The sequence below is a fragment of the Ruegeria sp. BHSA123 genome, from assembly GCF_059613425.1.
The window spans coordinates 132797-151069 of the sequence record NZ_JBXWSL010000004.1 but is presented as its reverse complement, the minus strand read 5'-3'; the positions used below and the strand labels follow the sequence as shown (position 1 = coordinate 151069).

At 50.4% G+C, this 18273-nt stretch carries 7 protein-coding genes; 5 read left to right on the top strand and 2 right to left on the bottom strand.

What is annotated here, in order from left to right; all coding sequences use genetic code 11:
- Positions 1–92 precede the first annotated feature (92 nt).
- Positions 93–2189, bottom strand: coding sequence for an AAA family ATPase (locus AC2FNC_RS03655; protein WP_496714639.1), 2097 nt, complete (start codon positions 2187–2189; stop codon positions 93–95).
- A gap of 521 nt (positions 2190–2710) precedes the next feature.
- Here AC2FNC_RS03655 and AC2FNC_RS03650 point away from each other — a divergent pair.
- From AC2FNC_RS03650 to AC2FNC_RS03630, 5 genes are all read left to right on the top strand, one after another.
- On the top strand, positions 2711–5308 hold the full coding sequence (locus AC2FNC_RS03650) for a hypothetical protein (RefSeq protein ID WP_496714638.1): 2598 nt from the start codon (positions 2711–2713) through the stop codon (positions 5306–5308).
- Positions 5305–7308 (top strand): tropomyosin, encoded by a 2004-nt coding sequence (locus AC2FNC_RS03645; protein WP_496714637.1) that lies wholly within the window; start codon positions 5305–5307, stop codon positions 7306–7308. The genes AC2FNC_RS03650 and AC2FNC_RS03645 overlap by 4 nt, the downstream gene beginning before the upstream one ends.
- 3 nt (positions 7309–7311) lie before the next feature.
- Positions 7312–13206 (top strand): DEAD/DEAH box helicase, encoded by a 5895-nt coding sequence (locus tag AC2FNC_RS03640; protein ID WP_496714636.1) that lies wholly within the window; start codon positions 7312–7314, stop codon positions 13204–13206.
- A 93-nt stretch (positions 13207–13299) separates the two neighbouring features.
- The gene (locus AC2FNC_RS03635) at positions 13300–14376 is read left to right on the top strand and encodes a DNA cytosine methyltransferase (RefSeq protein ID WP_496714635.1); all 1077 of its coding nucleotides are present in this window, start codon (positions 13300–13302) and stop codon (positions 14374–14376) included.
- 161 nt (positions 14377–14537) lie between these two features.
- Positions 14538–14729: a transposase gene (locus tag AC2FNC_RS03630; protein ID WP_496714634.1), complete on the top strand. Its 192-nt coding sequence runs from the start codon at positions 14538–14540 to the stop codon at positions 14727–14729.
- 22 nt (positions 14730–14751) lie between these two features.
- Here the strand turns inward: AC2FNC_RS03630 and AC2FNC_RS03625 are convergent, their stop codons facing one another.
- Positions 14752–18132 carry a hypothetical protein gene (locus AC2FNC_RS03625; protein WP_496714633.1) on the bottom strand — a complete coding sequence of 1127 codons (3381 nt, stop codon included), beginning with the start codon at positions 18130–18132 and terminating at the stop codon, positions 14752–14754.
- Between the last annotated feature and the right edge of the window lie 141 nt (positions 18133–18273).

Here is an 18273-nt window from a genome sequence, read left to right as displayed (position 1 = left end):
CACGCGAAACGTCTGTCAAAATTGCCATGTAGTCTCATCTATATGGGGAATTTGACAGTAAGAGCCCCCTGGTTTCAAGGGCGGGCCTTAGGTCAGTGAAGCCAACGGATGTTCTGGTCCATACTCTCCGAAACTGCATGGCGCTCTTTGCCTTTTGCGGATTTCAAATCATCCATAAGCTGTTGAAGCTCAGCCCGCTTCATTTGCCGTCGTTCAACAAGGGCCTGAGCCACACCTGCGACCAAGTATCCAGACTTATCGATCACCTTGTCTGCAAGTTGGCTCGCAGAACGCAGCCGCTTCTGAATTCGGGCTGCAAGGTCGCGGTCCTTGAGAGTGTCCGACAAACTATCCAGACTTACTGGGCGCCAGATCAAATCGTCGTTGGATAGCCCGAATTGCGTTTCGGCTTGGACTGCCAACATGGTGGCTTGAGCAAGATCGCTTTTCTCCCCCGCGCCGGCACCTGACGAAACACTACCCAGGCACGAAAGTTCGGCTGCACGTCCAGCCATCAAAGTAGCGAGTCGATTTTCCAAGCTTTGAGTTTCGTGACCGAATTGGTCCAACTCAAGGTCAACTTGACCACCCTTTGGTGAGATCTGGGCCACTGTCGGCAATCCGGCGCGAAGGGCGTGCGCAACCACAATGTGACCGGCTTCGTGGACTGCCATCTTGTACAGCTTTTGGGCAGAAACTGGCTTTGCAAATTGCGCGAGCGCCGACTTGAGATGCTGAATTGCAAGTGGGCAGCCATCCTGGCGGGCGATGGAGCGTGCCTGACGCACAAGGGCGGCTGCGTCTGCGCCCGATTGTCCAAGCATTTCGGCCGCCACTTCGTGAAGTTCCCGCTTACTGATTGTGGAGCCAGTATGTGCGGACATGATTTCAGTCAGCGCGTCCCGATCCGGAAGAGCGAGATGGACCTTTTGGTCGAACCGTCCAGAGCGCAGAAGTGCAGCGTCCAACTTCTTCGAGTAATTTGTCGTACCGACCACCAGAATCCCATCGGTCTTTTCGGCACCTGCAAGCTGCTCCAGAAGACCATTAAGGGCTGCTCGATTGTAATTCTCGTTGTCGCTCGCGTTGGTTGCGCGATCAGCAAAACTGTCGATTTCATCAATCAACAAAACGGACGGCGCATTACGCCTCGCCTCATGGAAATCATCACGCATTGCAGCGAGGAAATCGCCAAGGTGACCTTCGGCCTGCCAGCTGGCATAGCTCGCGCTCACAAAATGCGCTCCAGTTGCCTCCGCGAGCTTCTGTGCGGCAAAGGTCTTCCCAACACCTGGCGGGCCATCAAATAGAATGTTGTTCGGGATCTCCGACCAGCTCAGGCGGCCTTCGGAATATGCTTGAATGTCGTCCACAAGACGCTTCAATCCTGCCCGCGCTGAACTCAGGCCCTTGACGTCATCCAATGCTTTGGGATTGGCTTTCGTCCGCATAGTCAACGTTTTCAATTGACTAACAAGTGCCAAAAGTTTGGGCGTGCGAAGTGCCAACATCATTTCTTTCATGGTGATCCGAGCCAATGCATCGTTTGATGGCATCTCATTGAGCGCTTTTGTCATCAGAGCTGTCCCTTGGCGGCCGTGCATCATGGCAAAGAGCATCAACAACATGTTTCGCGACCATGGGTTCAGGGAAATGATCTTGTTAGATTTCTGACAAACAGCGTCTGGCATCAATTCAATGCTCGGCACCACAACAACCATTGGGGCGGCCTCTTTGGCGGCCAGAGCCAGCGACTCATTGAAATCGGTTGCTGTCTTTGCAGGCGTGGTCTTGCGCCAGCGAGACTTGTAGCACACGACATTCGGACGGGTTGCATCAGGATTGGTTTTGCAAATCACGGGGATCAAACCGTCTGTAAACGCGTTCTCTGCGGCTTCCACCCAGGCGCTGTCACCGGTTTCAACTACGGTTAAAGAAAATGGGCGGAGCAATTGATCTGCAATCTGACCGCGACTTGCCTTCCATGCTGCGCAAATACGGATAAGTGCGGCTACGGCGCAATAGTCTCGCGCGTATTCCTTAGGCATTGGTTCTTCGGCAGATGCTTCCTCATCAAAGGCGCCCCACCCGGATTTGCGGTTGGTCGCTGTAACGAGGCTCTCATAGGCTGGCTGGAACCATCCGTTCAGACGTGGGTAGACGAAAGGTGTATAGGATTGGGGCTGCATGGAGGTGCCCTTTCAATTCTCGAAATCTAGAAACATCGCAGCCGTAGGGCTACGAACACGCGACGGAATTAGGCGTGTATGCGTTTCTCAGGCAGCGGCACGGTGCGCTTAGATTTCGAGTTGTTTGAAGGCACGATTTTCTCCTTTGGGAATAAAAACATATGCATGGCGCTCCGAAGTGACAAGCCCTGAACGAAAAAGCCTTCGCAAACTTTGTTGCTTGCTTGATCTGCGAAACAATTCAGAAACGATCACATTCTGACAGTTGAATGTTTCTTGCGACAGCGGTCGTGCTTTTCTCCCCGTTGTTTGCGGGTGCTCTTGGCGACCTTCCGCCTAATGGGACACCAGCAAGAGCGAAAGGAAAACATGAAGAATACACTCGACAGCGTCTTCGTGGGGGACGCAAGTACTGTTGATTGTCATTGAGAACTAACCCGGTATGCCCATAAATTGTCATTAAGAACTGAGTGTTGTCATTTGCAACCATCTGAGCAAATGTAAGGCAAAAAAGCTATGTCATGAATAATACCGAAGGCAACTTGAGCGTTCCGCCCACGCTTCCTCCTCTTGAATGGGAAAACCGTCTCGTCGCTCACTACCTAAGGTCAGATGGTCCATATGGAGGGGCGCCGCTGTCTTGGTTAGACGCGACGCCTGGAGAAATCGCTGCCGCTGCGAATCTCGCAAACCTCCCAGACCAAATCGTACAGAAGTCGTTCCTTAAACAGTTTTCTGCTAGTAGCGTTGCCGATTTCTTCGGTGGTTACGCTCTTGTAAACACGCAACACAAAGACGTCCCCGGCAGCTTCCGCTACTTGGTACTATCTTGCTTCGTAAGTGCAGCGGATCAAGGCGTGGGAAACAACGACAACTTCCGAGATCGCCTAGCTGCACTTTTGGAGTATCCAAACTCGTTTCAATCTGTTTCCGGAGTAAACAGTCTTTGGATAGAAACCAAGAAGTGGGTCGATGAAAAAATCGATGCCGGCGAACCATTCCGGGAACTGATTTTGCCAAATCCGGGTAGCGCCACGTTGATCGGCATTGCCACCAAAATGGCCTTTCCCTCTCGCGGCGATAAGGCGGCAATGCGCCGAATTGTAGGAAAGTTGGGTGTCCTCAAGTCTATCGGCTACTCGGATGTAATTCGGGCCATGGATCGTCTGGCAAACCCTTGGGATATGACGAGCGCTCTAAACGAGGCCTATACCGACTTCCGAAGAAAACATGATCAGGGAATCAGACTTCTTTCGCAGCACCGATTTTGGCGCCTCTTTCTAAGCTCTGCTCTAACTTCGCCAAACCTGTCAAAAATTTCCTCCCTATCCAAATGGCGCCTTCTGTTCTGGTTCGCCGGTTATGACGGGGATTCGGTCGAGGTTTCATTCGTGGCAGATGTATCAACGGGGACAGGTACAGACACGCAAAGTTTTGCGGACTTCATCAATAAACCTCCAAGAAACGTCGCCCAGCCTGCTTTGCAGAGCTTGAGCCAAGGTATCCTAGTTCTTTCAGAGGGGATTGATGGCCAGTTCGAGTTTTGCCAGAGTCTTCCAACTTTAGATGAGGCGGTCGTTTTGCTCCTTAAATCGGAACGAGCGCCAAGTGATTTGCTACCTTATTGCTCGAACATTGGCGAAGGTTGGGTTGCTTCGCAACGAATTGAGTGGCGGGCAGTAGAACCTTCAATCCGTGATATGTGGGGAAAGAAAACCAGCCCGGAAAAAACGCATCCTGATTTTTGTTTACAGGGAGGTATCAAAATTGAGCGTTCTTTCTGGTTGGGACGTTCGAAAACCCTACCTGCCATCCGTACGATCAAATCCGCAAGCCTGAAGATATGTGCCGCCGGCCCCACGCAGGGTGACCTGCGTCTCGTTCCCAAAGAAGATTATTGGGTCTTGGAAACTGAAGGCAAAGTTTCTGGAATTTGGAAGATCACTCTTCGGGACGGAAGCGAAAAAATTATGCACGTAGCGAGGTTTAGCGCAGATACACCCGAGCTGACAGAATGGGCGCAAATGCCCGAACACTGGATCACAATTGATGAAATTGTTCCAGAAAGCTATCGAGAAAGTGTTCTAGGTCAGTCAATTGATCATCTCCTGACAGACACTCAGCTTGAAATCTCAGACATGCTGGAGGCGCTATATTGCTTTCTTAGAACGCCAAGATCTGAAGCAGAAGTATACAGCCTACTAGAAAACTATGTAGAGAACGGCCATCGAGTATGGGACATCCTTCGTTCACTACAAGAGGCTCGTTGGATTGCACCGGTTCAAAACTTGAATTGGCGAGCAAGAAAGTGGCGTTTGGTGAAGCCCACTCTTTTTGAGATTTCTCCTGGACTCATTTTAGTAGAAGGCGCAATTGCATCATCTGCCTTTGAAAGGATGAATGCTTGCGCTTCTCGGGTAGGTGCTAAGTTAATGCTGGAGCAACCGTCGAAGTTCAAGGCTCCGGTAATCTGCATCAAGTCCAACAAGCTTGAGGAGATTTCGAAAATTTTGGGCTGGGAAGCAAAGAGAGGATTGTTGCCGAGCTTCGCGCAGGCCCCCCATTGCTGGCCACAAGAGGACAAGACGCTTATCGGCCGCGAATGCACGGGCGTTTGGAGCTTTGCCAAGGGCATGTTCTTTAACAGCGCTCCAAAAATTCAGGATACCCATTCAGACGTTCAGTTGTCACGTTGGTACAAGAGAAACGACCGTGATGTTTTCATGGTTGAAGGAGCAGGGACACAATACATCAGTAGTGCGAGATCCTCCGCTATTTGTGAAGCGTACCGGCGAAGAGGCGAAGCATTGTTTGAGTACGACCAGAAGTTTATTACGCGACGCGGTTCTGGAGGACACATTCCAGACAAGTTGGCTCGCGCTCTCCGGATAAACTCTTTAAAATCCAGCGGTCTATCAGATGATGAGTTGACATACCAGTATCCAGCTCTACAAGCTGACGTTGAAATTTTATCAAGACTGCTCGGTCCATTGATTGCTGGATTTTCACCTCAAGACAGTGCCGAAAGTCCAATGCACTTGGGCCTTGGACGTAGGTTCAAAGTGAGACAAAGTGTCTGGAAAGCAGAAAGCTATGCACTTAAGAAAGGGCTGCGATGATAGATGGGGTCTTTCTCTGCCGAGTCATCTATACTCGCGGTTACGGCAGAGTAGAGGTGATAGCGGAGCGAAGAGGGCTGACCTGGTTTACAAGGGAGTTCCATCGCGACTTACCACCGGAGGGGAAACTGTTTTCTCCAAACCTGGCCGATTTTGCTGAAGGTCAGATACTAACCTGTGGAATCGCCCAAAACCCTCGTCGCGATAACCCGGATCAGGATGCTTTCTTAGTCGATCAGCCTTTAACTGCCACAGAAGTTTTTGACTTTCGTGTTAGTGGCCCGGATCGAGCTCGTGAGGATCTTTTTGAAAATGGTATTGAGTTACACAGATCCGGCAATCAGGAGGTTGTGGTTGCCATTTCGGAAACGGAATGCTGCAAAGTTCAAATGCAGTTCGACGGCGGCAGCGGAAAGCATTTCGCATTAAAACAGAACTTGGAACAATATCCAGTTTACCCAATCAACAGTACTTTTTTCACTTCCAAGAAGGTAGAAAACCGATATTTTGCCGTTCCCAATCTGGTCACCGGCGCAGTAATTTCCCGAATTAACTGGCAAAGCGACCAAGACTTTTTAGAATTAGTTTTGAAGCGTATTCGAAGGGCACACTCAGGCGCACCGTTCTCACGGAACGACATTCAAGGGCTTTCTCGATTTTTGAGCGAAATAGATGTTCTGTCAACATTCTCGACTGATTGGGAAGAAACATCCAAACGCGCTGCAAGACTCGTTGCCGCTGTCGAGAGCAACCTGGAAACCCTCTTTCAAGTTGCAGACTTGTTTTCGAAATCTCCGAGTGTACTCGAAAAAGTCGAGAATCGACGCGCTGAACTGGAACAAAATCTGAAGGAAGAACTCCGGCCTCATGTGAAGCAGCTTCTTGAAGGAGAAAATACCGAGCTCCAAAAACAGAAAAGTGTTTTGATCGAATCCATTCAATCCCTGGATGAAAAAGCATCCCAAACGAAAAGCCAGTGCGAGAAAACCTTGTCTGAGCTTAAGACGGCGAAAGATTTACTGAATCGTACGTATGATGGTGCTCAAAATGTGATTGATGCAATCACTGCTAACAACGTTAGAGATGCGTCCAAAATATCAGATGCATTAGCGGAACATGTTCCGTCTGCGCAAGGAAAGATATCGCACCCACTTTCTCCACCATGGTCTCGAGAAGGGTCGAGAGAAGCTGTTAAGGAACTACCAATTGAAGAGCTACACGAAGCTGTAAAGAAACTTTTAACAGGTTCTAACGTATCGGCAGAAGATCTGCTTGCTCTTGATGCGATTGCGAGATCTGGGAATATCCCGCTGCTCTTGGGGCCGTCTGGTGTCGAATTGGCAAGTGTCTATGCTAATTTGGCTGCTGGTGGACAGCTAGTACGCGAGATGTTGAACCCGGCCACGATATGCATGGACGATCTGTGGCGGACGAGCGCTTCCTCTGAAATCACCGGTTTTGCAAAGAGTTGGCTTCAAGCTCAAAACAACCCGGAAAGAACGTACATCGTACTATTGGAAAACATAAACAATTCGCCTTTGGACTTTTGGCTTCCAAGCTTAGAAAAAACTGTACTTACAAGAGAATATCCAAAGAACCTGATCGTGCTTGCCAGTATTTGCGGCGCATTCGTCGACAGCGCGCACAGCGTCAGCTTATCCAGCACCAGCATGATTCCCGTGTTTTGCGAAACAGGTGAAGCAGACACAAAGAGCTTTTTGGCCTCACATTCAGCAACTCCAACTAAGTACGAGATACGTGGAGACCGGTTCAGGGCGGAAGATTTGGCAGGGTTTTCTTCGAAGGTGCTTCCGTTTCTTGAAAGTGAAAGCTGTATCGAAAAGGCATACGCACTCTTCACCGCTACCAGTATGACGCTATCGCAGGAACTATCGATCAAAATGACCCTAGAAATTTCAAATCAAAAACTCGAGATGCATAGTTTGAAGAAGGGGCAGGACATGCTGAACCAATTGATCAAAAAATTGGAGGCACGCTAATCCATGTTAGATCCAATTGGAGGATTCGAACGAATCCGAGAGCTCTTTATTTCTTACATTGATACTGCATTCAAAGTTCGAAACGAAAAACTGGCACGTGATAGGCGATTACTACTAAGAGATCCGGGGAACTTTGTTACGGATCTGTTTGTTGAGCCAATTCCCAGGTACAAGGCAGCTGGGTACTACTTAGAAGATCTGCTGGAAAAGCGTGAAAACAATCCAATTGCGAGCCTGCCCCACGAGGCCAGGTGCGCTTTCATTGAGCTGGCACTCGCTGGGTTATTCAACGGGAACCCAGAAACAGATTCGAAACTATCTTGGAAGAGCACTTACCAACCGTACTTGCATCAAGTTCAGATGCTAGACCGAGGTCTAAAGAGTGGACGACCAGGTATTGTTACTTCCGGAACAGGCTCCGGGAAAACTGAGTCGTTTTTGCTTCCAATTCTTGCCGCCATTGCTAACGAGGCTGCGAGTTGGCCTGCCCCCAAATCTGGCTTTCTAAAACAGAAATGGTGGGAATCTACACCCAAACAATTCAAACTTCATAGAGAGATGGAGGCTGAAGCGCGCCCAAAGGCAATGAGGGCCATACTACTGTACCCGATGAATGCTCTCGTGGAAGACCAGATGGCTCGGCTTCGGAAATTGCTCGACTCCGCGGAATCTGCGGAAATTATGGACAGAAGGTTATCTGGAAATCGTATTTTCTTTGGAAAGTATACAAGTGCAACTCCAGTTCCAGGCTATCGCAATCACCCTAGACGAGGGAACACTCGTCAAGAAGTTCAAAGGAGCGCTCAACGTACAGAGCGTGTGGTTTCGGCGCTGGAGGAAATGCATCATGATTTTCATTTGGCCCTGCGAAGCGATCAAGAATCCGGGAGGGAAGACAAGTATCTATTTCCATCGCCGGAAAATGCAGAACTCGTTACCAGATGGGATATGCAGCAGACTCCGCCTGACATCCTCGTGACCAACACCTCCATGCTGGGAACGATGTTGTCACGGGAAGTTGAGCAAGACCTCTTCAACAAGACCAAACATTGGCTTCAAAGTGATCCAGAGGCCTACTTTTTTCTAGTTATGGACGAACTCCATTTGGTCCGCGGCTCTGCGGGCACTGAAACAGCCGGATTGATACGTGCTCTGATACATAGGCTAGGATTGGATGACCCCAAATATCGGCACAAACTTCGCATATTGGCGTCTAGTGCGTCACTTCCACTTGGTCCGGAGCAGCGAGATCAGAGTTTAGGTTACCTATACGATTTCTTTGGTTCAAACGGCACTTATGAGAAGAATGGCTCCGATGGCGCTAGGGGGGCTGAAGACTGGTTGGATACCGTTGTCACCGGCCAACCTTCGCTATCCAAAGCTGCGTCGCCCCTTCCCCTAAACCCAGAACCATTCACTCATTTGGTCGATAGCTGCACAAAAAGGGAGGCATTTATTGGAAAAATTGAATCGTCCGCTGAAATCCAAGATGCAATTCTGCATTGTGCATCGGAACTGGGCATTCCGAATTCAAAAAGACTTTTTGAAGACGTAGCAATTGATGCTATCGAAAAATCTGCGGTAGTTCTTGCAAATGCTTCGTTACTCGAAGATGGGCAGTTACGAGCCAGGTCTAGTGCCGTATTGACGCAAGCCATTTTCGAAGAAAACACACCGCAGACACAAAAAGGACTCCGAGGATTACTTCTACTACGAGGCTTAAGTGAAATCTCCAATCAGATCTTTGATCGTGAAGTAAATCCGGAAACAACTACTTTTCGAGCTCATACTTTCTTTAGGAGCATTGAGGGTCTGTTTGGCAGCCCGACCGAAGGTTCCTCAGGGGTCGACTTTGACGGGCTGCGCGTTGATCGGGGTATGACTCACACTGCAACTGGTTCGTCTCCACGCAGGCTCTTTGAACTAGTATACTGCGAGTGTTGCGGGGAAGAGTTTATAGCTGGCCATCGGGGACAGAATGTTCGTTCGCGAAATATTCAAGTCGAGCTGCTCCCTGCGTCGCCTGAACTTGAAAAACTACCTGAAATCGGTGCCGACCAAAACTATGAACAACTGAGTTACGAAGACTTCGCAATCTTCTGGCCCAGTCGGGCAGATGCGAATTCGGGAGACAACACAAAGGAAATCTGGAAGGAAGCAACACTCAACACGCAAAGCGGCATGATCACTGAAGGGGCAAACGCATCTTCACAAAATGAAATTGCTGGAAAGCTGTTTTATCTTCCAGGGTTTGGATCTGACAAATTTCTTCGGGAACCGGGTACTGCTGGGCCGAACTGCTGCCCCGCGTGTGGGACAGACTATTCACCCAGAAGGAAGCCGCTCAGGAGATCTCCAATACGAAACTTTCGAACGGGTTTTGGCAAGAGCTCGCAATTGGTGGCGACCGAAGTATTCGAGTTGCTTCACGCTGGCCATGAAACGCACACGCCAAAAGCTATCGTTTTCTCGGACAGTCGACAGGATGCCGCAAAAGCTTCATTGGACATTGAACGCCGCCATCATCAAGACGCTCGCCGCCTACTTTTGGTGGATGCGCTGCGCGAGATATCAAGGAAGCCAAGGCTCGACAAATCAGAGATTGATAAACAACTCAAGGAGGCTGTCAATGCTGGCAGGCTCGAAGAAGCTGCCGACTTAATAAAGCAGCTAAGCAAGGCAAGTGATGCGAGAGATAGTAATCGTGTCCCACTCAAGGAAGTACTTGAGCCTATACCAGGTTCCTCTAAAGGAGGTTCTGATAACATAGGGCCATTGTTGGCCAATATGGTTCGTTTAGGTATTCATCCGACCGACGATGTCGGCGTCAAACTGCTTGGCCGAAGCGATCAGAACAACGCTGAGGGTCGAGAGTGGCAAGGTTTCTTTGAGACCAAAAACCAATCGGTCGACTGGATTAGTGCTGACGGTTCCTTGCAGCTGGCAAATGCAAAGGCGCAAGTTGCAACAGAACAGCGGCCGCTTGTAGACGAGGTTTTGTTCAATAGATCTTACTTCGCCTTGGAGGAAACTGGCCTAGGCTACCCCACGCTATATCCAAACTCGCAAGGCGGCTCTACTAAGATGGATTCGTGGCTAAGAGTTTTTGCTGACAACTATCGTATTCAAGAGAATAAGTGGGCTGGCAACGGAAAGGACTGGCCCGATGGGCGTTCCGTCGAGAGGCGGCGCATTAAGAACTACGCTACCATTCTGAACGAGTCGGACCCAGTTCAAGAACTTGACAATGTTCTGGAGCAGTTTGCAAAGCTAGGTCACAAGAATGGTCGAATAGTACTAGATAAACTATTCATTCACTTGTCCGACGAAAGTGACCCCTATTGGGCCTGCCCAAAGTGTACCAGGGTACACCTTCACAAAGGGACAAACCTCTGCACCCGATGCGGGACAAAGCTTCCGGAAACAAAAACCGGCTGCGCAGGCGACCTTGCTAGGCACAACTTCCTGGCGCACCGCATCAATAGGAGCGACGACGCTCAATCAGGGGCATTTCGCTTGCGATCAGAAGAGCTGAGCGGGCAAACGAGATCTCCTGCCGAAAGGCTTCGAAGATTTAGAGGGATTTTTGTCGATACCCCGGCCGGAGTTGACCCACATCTAGATCGCAACGCAAAGGAAATTGACCTTCTTTCCGTTACTACAACGATGGAGGTTGGAATTGACATCGGTGCGCTAGAGGCTGTTTACCAAGCAAATATGCCTCCTCAGCGTTTCAACTATCAGCAAAGGGTAGGTCGTGCAGGTCGAAGGGGTCAGGCTTTCTCATTTGTAGCAACACTTTGCCGAAGCAGAAGTCACGACTTGCACTATTTTCGCAATCCCGAAGCGATCACGGGCAGTGCCCCGCCTCCACCATTTCTAACTACCGAGCATATTGAGATACCACTTCGGCTTCTTAGAAAGGTTTGGTTAACTAAGGCATTTGACCTGCTAAGAGCCGAAGCCGGCGATACGTATCCTGGCGACGATGCCCCGGCTGACGTGCATGGTGAGTTTGTTCCTTGCTCCGTCTATTACGAACCAGATTCTGTTTGGCCCGAAAAACTTGAAACTGCTTTGCATCAGTCTTTGCATACTAGGGACACGTTTGTGGCGGTGCTATCCTCAGGAAACGAACAGAAATCCAATGCATTAAAAGATGCGTGTTCGGTTGAAGAAGTCTTAGCTGAAATAGGCGGGCTGAAGGATACCGGTGAGATATCGCCTCTTAACCTAGCTAGTTTCCTGGCTGAAAATGGTCTTCTTCCGATGTACGGAATGCCCACGAGGGTTAGGAATCTCTATCTTGGTCCAGTACTTGAAGGTGGCGGAAGCAACTCTTGGGATACAATTGATCGCGAGTTAGATATCGCAATCTACGAGTTCGCTCCGGGTCGATCTCTCATTCGCGACAAGCAGAAACACACATCGGTCGGGTTTACCTCTTCACTGGGACGCATAATTAAATCTCCCAATGGGCACGTTAGAATCGCGCCAAAGCCTAGTCAAAAATGGTGGACCGAAACGGCTTTCATAGCAGATTGCCCGAGTTGCGGTGCCATCAACTCCTCCGACACTCAAGTAGTTAATTCAGCGTTTTGCGGAGATTGTTCGTCAAAAATTGATCCGTCCGCCTACAATGAATATGTGATGCCGGACGGGTTCAGGACTACTTTCAAGCCTACTGATATCGATGAAGCTGAGGACTTTACCAACCTGGTGCGGAGAGAAACCTCTTCAGAGCTTGAAGAAATTTCTACATTTAATGTACCCGAAACCAACATGTCAGTTGCTACTGGCAGCAAGGCAGCAATAATCCGTCGAAATCGGGGACCTGATGTAGATGGAGAAGCCTTCTCAGGTTACACTGTAAAGCCTTATCAGCAGAAAAACATCTTAGTCCAAAAGCCAGAAAAGAAGTGGTTGAGCTCTCTGCCAAACCAATTTGTGCAGCCGGAAAGCGTTGGGTCGACTAGAAACTGGATCGCCGAACTTGATGAGCATGGCAACGAGCAAGCCGAGCAAACAGTTTACCTAATGTCTAGAAAAAACACGGACTCTCTCTATTTGGTAATGGAGAGGTGCCACGCCGACCTTTCCTTTTCCAAACTGGGGTTAAGGCAGGACAATGGTCAACGTAGTCCATACGCAACAAGTGTGCGAGCCGCAGCAATTTCTGCGACACAGCTAATCATTCAAAGGGCTTCATTGGAGCTTGATGTGTCTCCGGAAGAATTCGAGGCTCTTGAACCTAGAGTCAGACAGGGGCGACCATTACTTCAAATCGCTGATCAACTTGTCAATGGTGCAGGGTTCTCAAGAAGACTAGCGGACAAGATTGGTTCCCGTCCGTTGGTCCAAAGGCTGATATCGGACATGGTTTACAACGAGGGAGATCCTCTTGTCTCAAGTTTCCGCTCAGGCGACCACATGCAAGCCTGTTCGACGGCCTGCTACCATTGCCTCCAAAGATACGGAAACAGGAACTACCATGGACTACTAGACTGGCGATTGGGCATTGGCTTCCTGAGAGCGATGCTAGATGTGGACTATAAAGCAGGGTTGGATGGTGACTTTTCATCACACTTCGAGCTTGCCGACTGGCTTCAACAAGCAGAACGCATTGCAAAGGAAATTTGGAGTCATAACCCGAACGCCAGATCTATTCGGAAGATTGGGAGGGCGGGCCTTAGTGCCATATCAGAGGGATCAGGCACAGGAGAAATTAACTACCTGATTGTACACCCATTCTGGAAAACCGCACCAACTTCTCATCAGCAAAACATCCTAGCAGATGCGACCGAAAGTATTGGTGGAAAGGTGCTTTTTGTAGACTCGTTTGAAGCTTCAACCAGGCCGATCCGAGCTTTGGATGCTGCAAGAGCGAGAAATTTTTGATGTTCAGGCTCAAAACCGAAAATTCTCCTCCAATCTACACATCAGTCATGGCATACGGGCTAGCAAAACCTTCTGGAGGCCTTTGAGTATCGGATGACAGGAAAAAACGACACTCCACACTATCCGGTTGCTGTTGACTTGTTCTGCGGCGCGGGTGGGCTGACTTATGGCTTGTGGAAAGCTGGAGTGAAGGTAGCCTACGGAGTGGACCTAGATCCCAAATGTAGACATGCGCTTGAGGCCAACTCAAGCGCTAGGTTCTATCAAGAGGATGTCGCCAAATTATCTTGTGAAACAGTTGACTCGATGTTTGGAGATGCCAAAGTTCGTTTATTGGCGGGATGTGCTCCCTGTCAGCCATTTTCCACCTATTCGCATAGTCGAAAATCAAGCGACGACCGATGGAACTTGTTGTTGCATTTTCAACGGATCGTGGAAGGCGTTCGCCCCGAACTGGTGACTATGGAGAATGTTTCGGGGCTTTCTAAGCGAGAGGTTTGGCGTGATTTTGTTCTTACTCTGAATGACTTAGGGTACTCAGTGTCTTGGCGTATAGTTGATTGCACTAGGTTTGGAATACCTCAGACAAGAAAGCGCTTAGTTTTAGTTGCTTCACTTTTGGGAAAAATATCCTTCTCCGACCCTGAGGAGCCCGAAATTGTTACTGTAAAAGACGCCATTGGGGGCCTGCCAAAAATTGCGGCCGGCCAAAAATGCAACAGAGATAAACTTCATACGTCTTCAGTGCTTAGTGAATTAAACTTAGATAGAATACGCGCATCCGTTCCGGGTGGAACCTGGAGAGACTGGCCATCGGAGCTGCGAGCCGAGTGCCACAAAAGAAGTTCAGGTAAGAGTTATCCGTCTGTATACGGCAGGATGGAGTGGGATAAGCCAGCACCCACAATGACGACTCAATGCTACGGTTTTGGAAATGGTAGGTTTGGTCATCCTGAACAAGACAGGGCCATCAGCCTCCGGGAGGCCGCTATCATTCAATCATTTCCGAGTTCATACGAATTTTGGAGCGACAAAGAAGAGTTTTCATTCAAACATGTGGGAACTCTGATTGGGAATGCTGTGCCGCCGAAACTGGGGGAAGCAATTGGGAACTGCATGGTCGAACATGCTACACAGCACTTTGGGCATAAGGCTGTTGATTGTCGCTGAGAACTGTAAGCGGTTTGCCGCCCCCACACTTTCGTGCTGCCGCTTTATCTGCGATTCAGAGGCTTCTTTGATTTGTGGGGAGTTTCTTGATGGGAGTTACGAGCGAGTTTCTGGCAACGTTGCTGCGTCGGGCGGATGGTAAGCGTAATTGACCGCCGGAGTTGAAGGCCCGGATCGTGGCGGATACCCTGAACGAAAGCGAAACTGTCAACGCGGTTGCCAAGCGGTATGAGCTGATCCCCAGCAGAGTGTCTGACTGGCGGCGAATGGCGCGGCAGGGGAAGCTGGTTTTGCCAAATTTGGAAGGTATGAACTTTGTGCCGGTTGAGATTGAGGGGGATTTCCGTCGGTAATCCAAAACTGATCCGGCCTTGCTCAACCTCCACTGTTGTCTAGGAGCGAATTTTCACTCAGCACCGCGAACTCCAGCAGTTCCCCGGTGACTTTCTCAACCAGCCCCTTTGCCTCAGCGCGGGGGGAATATACTAAACCGGCCCGCCAGTGGGTGCGTTGGCTTCCCGGTATGTGTTTTTTGTACCGAACGTGGCAAACGGCCTTACTGTCAGGTTTCGCATATAATAAGTCTTTATATACATTTTCTGACACTAAGCTTCTCAGAGGCTTGAGATCCTTGTTTGAGGTTTCTTTGTTATTCCAGATTTCAGGAAACAAATTTACAGCTTCCTGACCATCAAGGGGTAGGAAACCAGACATTTGGACTGCCCGTTCCGGGCGTGTCCCCCCCGGCCAAAAGTCAGGCCATCCCACAACCCGGTCCACCGTGATGTCGACGGCAATCTCATTCATGATGATGACCTCCTTGGGCTCCCTATTGTGGATCAGCCTGATCCGGTCGATGGCCTGTGCAATCTCAGCTTCCCTTGTTTGATGCAGGATCTTCTCAACTAAAGGATCAGGGTGAGTCATCACAACAATGGGATAAGAAGAGGCCTCGTCCCGCGTGCGGATACCGCGCCATTCCCATACCGGACCCGAACTGGCCAATGGCCTCCCGAGTTTTGCTGCAAAGGCCCGGGCCGTCAGTTCAATCTCCTGCATCGGGGCTTGCTCGCGGCCCACTATGATGGCGGCCGGCCGATCTTCCCAATGGTTAAGGCCTCTAATCGCGTTGAAGTGGCCGGCTCTCGCATCATCTGACAGCCCGAGGGCTTTCCGGATCTTCTTGGTCAGAAAAACGGCGGCGTCGGGGAAACGATCCAGTACACCCTTGATCCGGCCCTGAAGCAGGGCGCACTTCGGGGAGGTAGGCTCATCTATCAGTTCATTGGCACCCTGTTTTCCCAAAATGTTCTGGGAGGACATCTGGTTTCCAACTACTTGTGTAACAACCGAATTCCTTTCAGCAGCAAACCGATGTGCCTTCAAATCATCGCCGAACATGATTTTGGCAAGGTCTGGATCTCCTGTGCCATCAAGAAAAAGAAACGGTTTGTCATCGGAGTGCGTGAGCGGGCGCAGACGAACAACAGTCAGAATGCCCGATGATGGATGCGTTGCGGCAATCGCAATTGGCCAGCTTAACTCAGTTTCCATCTCCGTTTTGAGAACCTCCAGGAATACGCGCAGGTGATCAATCCGCGGTCCTGATTTGGAAGAGAATGTGCGCGCAATCTTACGGGCAGACCGTTGAACCTGTTCTACAGATGCGGAATGATCCAAGGTGGAGAGCTGACTACCAATCAAAATGGGGACACGTTTGTCGCGACAGGCATCCAATGCCGCAAGGATGCTCTCCAGCTTGGTTGCATCTACACCGTTGGATCGAAGGTGATCCAAGGATAGCCCGTATTCAGTGTGATACGCCGCCGCAATCACCTTGAGGGCCGGCTCGACCAGGTGTTTAGCATCCGCAATGGTATCTGCCGCCATGTCATTTTTGCGCTTTTCGGAAACCAGTAAGGTGGTTCCGCCAAATTCCAACGGTGTCAGCAGATCAACGATGGAGAGCTGTAGTTTCTCGATGATTGTGCTGCCCGGGCTTTCGTCGAAGATGGCCTGATCAGATTGGGTTTCCGCAGGCAAAGGCAAGTAAGCGTAAGCATGTGGTGCGAAGAATACGAGGCCGAATCCGGCCTGAATGTGTTTCTCAACAAGACGCTCTTGCCGCAGGTAGCCACAGTCGTCTTTGAGCGGACATGTGACACAAAGAGTGCTGCGAACTGTGACACCCTGATTTGCCAATCGATCAGCTAGATCTGAAAGCAGACACATATTCTGACCGGTTTTGCTCTCGGGATCTTTTTGGCTGCGCCCGCGTATCACCATGCATGGAGGCGCGCCTTCTGGTGCGCATTTCCGGTACGTTTCGGCGGCCTCTTCGCATTTGGTATGCGTGGGCAGGTACATGACGCTCACCAGGCCGGCCGTTCGATGTAGAGCGCCGGCGGATGTCTCTGGTCTTGTTCCTGACTCTGAGTTTCCATTTGGGGGGTCTTCGCGTCCAACAAGGGTGCCGGTTTTTCCGCCACCTTGCATCCCCCAAACCATTTCACGTGGCGGAGCCGTTGGGCCTTTTTGGGCTAGATAGTCGATACTCTTGTCTGCCCAGGTGTTGATCGCGGCCCGGCTGCCCTCCACTGCCGATGTGCGACATTCGCTCGCGGGAGGGTAATAGGGCCCCAAGTTTTGTGGGGGTTTGGGCTTATCGTTCCATTTCAATGGATGTTTCAGCCCATCGCGAAAACCGTTGTTCAGCGCCTCTTTAAAGCGATCATGGCCTGTTGCGGCCGCGGCTTCATGCAAGCGTTCAAGCGCGGTTTGTTCGTCAATGAGGCCCTTGGCGACCGCTCCGCCAATGAAGAATGCCTGCTTGTTGATTTCTGTATTGCGTTCGTCGGCACTCAAGATGAGGTCGCACGCAGTGTTCAGCTGACGCTCTGCCCAGGTAGAGTTTGTAGTCTGATCGCGCAGGGCAGAGGAAGCGCGCGCTTTTCGGTCCAAGTTACTGAGCCGGAGTTCTGATTTGGCAGATTCGACCTCTTCGAGACCGAGCTCCTTAACGCGGGCAGTGTCACACTCGCCAATGATCACACCCGACCGCGGTTGTCCGCCTAAAGGATCCGCGACTCCATCAAACGAAGGACGCCCGATATAGTGGGGTTGGATGGGGCAGGAGAGGCTCTTGTCGGTTCCGGCCAATCCGTACAGCGACCTTTTTTGTCCCTCGCTCAACGGTTCGTCGAGCAATATCCAGAAGTGAAATTTGGCCTTATCTGCTAAGTTTGGCTGACCGGCTCTGGCGCTGGTTTGCCAAAAGACGTGGACGCCTTTGAACGCATTCACGCGATCTGTCAGAATGTTCCAGGTTGCTTTCGCAAGCCCTGCTGTGTCGTGCCATCCATGGCCCTCCGGAACTAAGAAGTCATCGCAATCGAACATCGCGATCCTAGAGCCAGCATCTTCAAGACTGGCGGGCTCCCCGCCACGAGGTTTTTTCCTGCGGGGAATCTTGGGTTTTCCTTGATATGCTTCTGTAACTCGGCCCGTGACAATGATCCTGTCATCGCTTCTTTCCAGCTCACTCAGGGCGCTGACAAGGCTCTCAAAATCGATGATTTCCACATCCATTGCCTCGAACCAGGTCGCCTTGTCGTAAGATCGAACACCCTTCCTCGAGAAGATCTTCACGGCCTTCTTGCCTTCCAGAGCACGCAGAACTGTGAGCCTGGGAGGCCGCAATTCTTCGGGAGTCATTGGGGCGGCGTGCTGCTCGGACAGCGGTGTTTCATCAAGCATGAGGGATTCCTATGACGACTTGCGATTGGACGCAGGGATTGGGTCGCGGCCGACACGATGCAGCCGCGTTGAGAAGGTTGGTTGGGGAAGTTGAGGGCGCGTTAGATATCGTCACCTCATTGATTATCATCGGCTTTTTGA

What these genes read in the sequence shown, in the direction of transcription:
- AC2FNC_RS03645 (WP_496714637.1), top strand. Translation starts at nt 5,305, where the DNA reads ATGATAGATGGGGTCTTTCTCTGCCGAGTCATCTATACTCGCGGTTAC.
- AC2FNC_RS03625 (WP_496714633.1), bottom strand. Translation starts at nt 18,132, where the DNA reads ATGCTTGATGAAACACCGCTGTCCGAGCAGCACGCCGCCCCAATGACT.
- AC2FNC_RS03655 (WP_496714639.1), bottom strand. Translation starts at nt 2,189, where the DNA reads ATGCAGCCCCAATCCTATACACCTTTCGTCTACCCACGTCTGAACGGA.
- AC2FNC_RS03635 (WP_496714635.1), top strand. Translation starts at nt 13,300, where the DNA reads ATGACAGGAAAAAACGACACTCCACACTATCCGGTTGCTGTTGACTTG.
- AC2FNC_RS03650 (WP_496714638.1), top strand. Translation starts at nt 2,711, where the DNA reads ATGAATAATACCGAAGGCAACTTGAGCGTTCCGCCCACGCTTCCTCCT.
- AC2FNC_RS03640 (WP_496714636.1), top strand. Translation starts at nt 7,312, where the DNA reads ATGTTAGATCCAATTGGAGGATTCGAACGAATCCGAGAGCTCTTTATT.